Annotated in this window: 5 protein-coding genes and 2 pseudogenes; 1 reads left to right on the plus strand and 6 read right to left on the minus strand. The window is 67.8% G+C overall.

Annotated elements, in window-relative coordinates; all coding sequences use genetic code 11:
- From ACFXGA_RS39385 to ACFXGA_RS39405, 5 genes and pseudogenes are all read right to left on the minus strand, one after another.
- Positions 1-257, minus strand: a pseudogene (locus ACFXGA_RS39385) (hypothetical protein); the annotation flags it as partial.
- Between the two features lie 158 nt (positions 258-415).
- A complete protein-coding gene (locus ACFXGA_RS39390; RefSeq protein ID WP_378098051.1) occupies positions 416-721 on the minus strand; it encodes an ANTAR domain-containing protein in 306 nt (101 codons plus the stop codon).
- Between the two features lie 515 nt (positions 722-1236).
- Positions 1237-1530 carry a P27 family phage terminase small subunit gene (locus tag ACFXGA_RS39395; RefSeq protein WP_378098063.1) on the minus strand — a complete coding sequence of 98 codons (294 nt, stop codon included), beginning with the start codon at positions 1528-1530 and terminating at the stop codon, positions 1237-1239.
- A 230-nt stretch (positions 1531-1760) separates the two neighbouring features.
- Positions 1761-2926, minus strand: a protein-coding gene (locus ACFXGA_RS39400; protein WP_378098054.1) for an IS3 family transposase whose coding sequence is annotated in 2 segments (ribosomal slippage) — positions 1761-2639 and positions 2642-2926 — 1164 coding nt in all. Because the reading frame shifts where the segments join, the coding sequence is not laid out codon by codon here.
- A gap of 49 nt (positions 2927-2975) precedes the next feature.
- A complete protein-coding gene (locus tag ACFXGA_RS39405) occupies positions 2976-3260 on the minus strand; it encodes a hypothetical protein (protein WP_378098057.1) in 285 nt (94 codons plus the stop codon).
- A 654-nt stretch (positions 3261-3914) separates the two neighbouring features.
- On the opposite strand from ACFXGA_RS39405, the pseudogene ACFXGA_RS39410 reads away from it, so the two are divergent.
- A pseudogene (locus tag ACFXGA_RS39410) lies at positions 3915-4124 on the plus strand (IS630 family transposase); the annotation flags it as partial.
- On the opposite strand, the gene ACFXGA_RS39415 reads toward ACFXGA_RS39410, so the two are convergent.
- A complete protein-coding gene (locus ACFXGA_RS39415; protein WP_378098060.1) occupies positions 4121-5377 on the minus strand; it encodes a tetratricopeptide repeat protein in 1257 nt (418 codons plus the stop codon). The pseudogene ACFXGA_RS39410 and the gene ACFXGA_RS39415 sit on opposite strands and share 4 nt — an antisense overlap.
- Positions 5378-5505 lie beyond the last annotated feature (128 nt).

Raw genomic sequence — 5505 nt, forward strand, 5'->3', positions numbered from 1 at the left:
GTCGGGGTACTTCTTCGGTGGTGCCACGGACGACTCCCTTCAGGCCCTATCGGACCATGCCTGGAAAGCCACCGGGCTACCGGGGGAAGCTCAGAGAACTGGCTGATCGCGGCGCCGACGGCCGGGTGGGCGCCTTGCAGGACCAGCGCCCGGTGGGTCACCAGCAGCAGCCGCCACTTGCCCAGGTACCGCCACGAGGCGGAGCCGACGCCGAGTTCGTCCTCGTCCACGACGGCGTGCCGCGCCTGATCCGACACGAGACCTCCCAGCCCGGACCGGCACGGTCCTCCCGCTCCGGGACATGATGAGGGGACGCGGACCGTTCGGGAAGGTCCTCGCCGCCTGATCACCCGATCAGGCGGTCAGGCGGTCGACCTCCCGACAACCCTTGATCAATGGTCGACGGCGAGAGGCCCTATTGGACGTCCTGGTGGATGCGGTGGTCGACCAGTGCTTCGTGGAAGTTGCCCTGCTCGTGCGCGGTCACCAGGCGGGCCGCGAGGTCGCGCAGCTTGTGGTTGGTGTGCTGCGATGCTCGTCGGAGCAGGGTGAACGCCCTGTCGGTGTCGCAGGCGAGATGGCGCATCAGCAGCCCTTGGGCCACGCCGATGGTGTGACGCGTGCTCAGGGCGGTGGTGAGGTTGTGCACCATGCGCCTGCTGTCGTGGAAGAGCTGGGCGTTGTCGAACGCTGTCCCGGCGTGCAGTGTGATCAACAGCATGATGTCGTGGGTGTGCTCGTCGAACTGGTGCGGTGTGCGCGACAGCAGGGTCAGCGCCGCGGTGGGGGAGCGTTCGGTCGGTACGGGCTGTGGGGTGCCAATAGTCGGCCACATGGCCTGACCTGCGGTTAAGCGGCTGCGTGTTCGTACTCGTTGATCAGGCCGTCGAGGACTGGTCGGCGATGTATCAACGTGCCACTCGGCTCTACTGCTGGCCTGTTCGGTCGTGGTGGTGCGAGCTGGAGTGCTTGGTGTGGTCGGCGGTGGTTGTAGTGGGCCGCGTAGCGCTGCAGCACCGTCCGTTGGTGTGGACGCAAATCTCCTCGGCGAACGCCTGGGCATGGTCCGCCCTCGGCTTACAGAAGTGGTCGCCGCGCTTGCGGCAGGTGTGGCCGTCGAAGGTGCGCCCGCACACCGGCAACCGCGTCCCGCGATTGGTGGTCTTGGTGCTCGTTCGGGGCGTAGCGGTGCCGGTGCGCGAGCTGGCCTTGGTGCGCTTCGGGGTGGCGCGGGTCTTAGCTGAGGAGGCGGCCCGGTCCGCCCTGCTGGTCCTGGTCGCCGCCCACCTCCACCTTGACGGACTGGCGGTCGGACGGCGTTAGGTCGAAGCGGGCGGCGTAGGTCAGGAATGTGCGTTCGGCCTCGGCCTGCACCTGGAGCGCAGGGTTCTTCATCAGGCCGCTACCGCCCTGCACCAGCAGGGCGGAGCCGTTGACCAGAGCGGTGGCGTTGCGGTAGCGGTTCAGCGCCTCGCACAGCACGAGGAACGCGGCTACGTCCCAGGCGGTGAGCACACCGCGCTTCTCCAGACTCGGCGCGAGCCACGCCTAGTTCTCCCGCGCGCCGTCCGATGCCCAGTCCGGACAGATGGTCTCCTACGCTGGCGGTATGGGCTCCTGCTTGTTGATCCGGTCGGCCCGATCACCATGGAGGATGCGAAGTTGAGTAGATTTACCAGTTGGGCCACGTCTACCCACGAAGCATCATCTCACTCTTGCAATAGGGGCGGGTCTGCTGCACGAGTAGGTGACAGTGGTAGTCACGCAGCCCGGCCAGCTGGCGTGGTCATGATTGCTTCATATTCGATGGGGGTCAACCGGCCGAGGGCGGCTTGGCGTCTGCGGCGGTGGTAGGTGCGTTCGATCCAGGTGACGATCGCGATCCGGAGTTCGTCGCGGGTGGACCAGGAGCGCCGGTCGAGAACGTTGTTCTGCAGCAACGCGAAGAAGCTTTCCATCGCGGCGTTGTCACCCGCAGCGCCGACCCGGCCCATCGAGCCGGTCAGCCCATGGCGAGCGAGCGCACGGACGAACTTCCTCGACCGGAACTGCGATCCGCGGTCGGTGTGCACCACGCAGCCGGCGACCTCGTCTCGCCTCGCGACGGCGTTGGTGAGCGCGGTGACGGCGAGGCGGGACTTCATCCGGGAGTCGATGGAATAGCCCACGATCCGGTTGGAGCAGGCGTCCTTGACCACGCAGAGATACAGTTTCCCTTCGGCAGTGCGGTGTTCGGTGATGTCGGCCAGCCACAGCCGGTTCGATGCGGTTGCGGTGAAGTCGCGGCGGACCAGGTCGTCGTGCACCGGCGGACCGGCCTTCTTCCCGGTGCGGCCGCGTTTCTTGCCGAACACGCTCCACCAGCCCATGGACGAGCAGAGCCGCCACGCGGTCCGATCCGCCATCGACAGGCCGGCGTCGCGGGCTTCGTCGGCCAGGAACCGGTAGCCGAACTCCGGATCGTCGCGGTGGGCGTCGAACAACGCGTTCGCCCGATAAGCCCGCTCGAGGTCGGTGGCGGTGACCGGCCGGGCACGCCACCGGTAGTACGGCTGTCGAGCGATCCCGAGTACCCGGCACGTCACCGCGACGGGGATACCGTCCGCGGCGAGCTCGTTCACGAGCGGGTAGAGCCTTTTCCCGGCAGGTTCGCCTGCGACAGATACGCAGTCGCGCGGCGCAGGACTTCGTTCTCCTGCTCCAGCAGCTTGATCCGCTTGCGCGCCTCGCGCAGTTCAGCCGAATCGTTCCTGCTCACACCGGGTTTGGCGCCCTCGTCGGTGTCGGCCTGGCGCAGCCACTTGAACAAGGTCATCGGATGGACCCCGAAGTCCTTCGCGATCTGCTCGACCGTCACGCCGGGTTCGCGGTCACGGGCGACCCGCACGACATCGTCGCGGAACTCCCGGGGATAGGGCTTGGGCACAGCGACATCCTCCCAGCTCACCATCACGGCAAGCCAACTCAGATGTCACCTATCCGTGCAGCAGACCCAACCGTTCGGCGTGAACGTTGGCTCGTGGACACCGTGGTGGGATCTTCACGACCTTGATACCGGCGCCGGCGAGGACGGCGTCGAATGAGGTGGTGAACTGGCCGGCCCGGTCCCGGATGAGGAACCGGAAGTCGTCGGCCCGATCAGTCAGGTCCATCAGCAGGTTATGGGCCTGCTGGGTAGTCCAAGGGCCATCGGGGTTGGTGGTGGCGCCGAGGATGTGGACGTAGCGGGTGGCGACTTCCATCACGAAGAACACGTACACGCGCTTGAGGGTGACGGCGCAGTCAACGTGGAACAAATCGCAGGCAAACATGCTTGCGACCTGCGCGCGTAGGAACCGTCGCCAGGAGGTGTCGGTGTCGCGCTGGGGGCGGGTGGTACCCGCAGGCGCTTGAGCACGCGACGAACCGTTGATGCTGCTACCCGGTGGCCGAGCTTGAGCAGCTCACCTTGAACCTTGCGATAGCGCCAGCCGCTGTTCTCCCGCGCCATTCGTTCGGTCAACTCCACGACGGTGTTGTTGACCGGCGGTCTGCCGGTGCGGTGGGGGTAGGTCCACTTCTCCACGACCAGGCGCCGGTGCCATCGCGCGAGGGTGCCCGGTGTCACCAAACGGGTGCTCGTACAGCAGCCGGGGAAGTCGGCGCACCAGCGCGGCGAGCACCGCGCGATCCGCCCACTCCAGCCGCGGGCGGGGGTTCGTGCGACGCAGTACGGCGACTTCGCGCCGCAGCACCAGCAGCTACAAGTCCTCGGCCGCCGATGACCGGCCGAGCAGGACCAGCCAGTCAACGAGCCGGACGAAGATCAGGTACAGCAGTCGCAACGCCACGCCTCGTGATCATGCCTCTACAGCCCATGATGCGCGATCACTGCCGCTCAGCGCTCAGGTGCAGAGTTGTGGAACCCGCAGGCTCACCTGGTGGAGCGCTGGTTCGCCGAGCTGACCAACCGCAAACTTCGCCGCAGCGCCCACCGCGACGTCGCTGAACTGGAAGCCGACGTCGGTGCCTGGATCGACGCCTGGAACCAGGACCCGAACCCCTTCGTCTGGACCAAGACCGCAGACGAGATCCTCGACAACCTCGCCCGGTACTGCCAACGAATCAACGACTCAGGACACTAGGTTGCAACTCGGGCCAGTCGTTCCCGGACCTGGTCCGCCTCGGGCGCGCCCAGCTCGGTGAACAACGCCAGCGCCCGCTGCCAGTGCGCCACCGCGCCGGGCAGCTCCTGCCGGTCGAACACGATCGCCAGCCGGTCGTGGGCCATCGCCTGGTGGTACGGGCTCGCGGCGGCGGACGCCACCGACAACGCCGTGCGCGCCGACGCGACGGCATCCGCGCCCTCGCCCGACTCCAGCAGCACCATCGCGAGGTCCGTGTGGCAGGCCGACTCACCGCACTGCTCGCCGACCTCCCGGTACATCGTCACCGCCGCGCGCAGCCGGTTCTTCGCCTCGTCGTAGCGGCGCGACTCCAGGTACAGCAGCCCGAGGTTGTGGTGGGCGTTCGCCTCGGCCCACCGCGCCCCGGCCGCCCGGCTGACCTCCAGCGCCTCCCGGTACGAGGCCTCGGACTCGTCGACCCGCCCCAGCCCCTGGAGCATGTCCGCCACCGTGGTCAACGCCCTGGCCTGCGCGTTCACGTCCCCGGACGCCCGCGCCACCTCCAGCGCCTCGCGGTGCCGGGCCAGGGACTCGTCCATCCGCTGAAACTGCGCCAGCGCGATGCCCAGGTTGAACAGCATCACGAACCGCGCCTCGGGATCGCCCAGCGTCGTGGCCGCCTCCAGCGCGGCCTCCGTGGTGCGCAGCCACGTCGTCCGGTCCGCGCGCAGCCAGAAGAACCGCGACAGCGTGTACGGCAGCTGCCAGGCGTGCACCAGCCACTTCGGGTCCGAACCGGGAGCGGCGGCCAGCTCGGCGGCGGCGATGATGTTGCCCTGCTCGGCGTCCAGCCACGCGATCGCCTCGGCCGAACCGGACAGCTTCGGCGTCTCGGCCGGCACGTGCTCGGGCGCGACCCGCACGCTGCCGCGCCCCACCGGCAGCCGCCCGTCGGCCAGGTCCGCGCAGTGCAGGTAGAAGTCCAGTACTCGCTGCAACGCGCCCATCCTCATGGGCTCGGCCACTTCACCGTAGGCGGTGGAAGTGGCATGACGACGGACGAGATCGTGCATGGTGTAGCGGTCACCGCCGTGCCGGACGATCAGCGATACGTCCTCCAGCGCACGCAACACCGCCCGGGTACGCGCCGGGGACAGACCGCTCAAACTCACGACGGCGGGCAGGCTGATGTCCTGACCGGGAGCAATGGCGAGCAACCCGAACACCGTGCGCTGTTCAAGTGTCAGGTACCGCAGCGACCATGACAGCACTGCGGGTAAGCTGATGGTGGGATCATCGTCAGCCTGAGCTTCCCCCGGTAGCCCGGTGGCTTTCCAGGCATGGTCCGATAGGGCCTGAAGGGAGTCGTCCGTGGCACCACCGAAGAAGTACCCCGACG

Source organism: Actinosynnema sp. NPDC059335, from assembly GCF_042752395.1.
GTDB lineage: Bacteria > Actinomycetota > Actinomycetes > Mycobacteriales > Pseudonocardiaceae > Actinosynnema.

Excerpts from the sequence above, each read along its gene's own strand:
- ACFXGA_RS39390 (WP_378098051.1), bottom strand. The coding sequence starts at position 721 with ATGCTGTTGATCACACTGCACGCCGGGACAGCGTTCGACAACGCCCAG.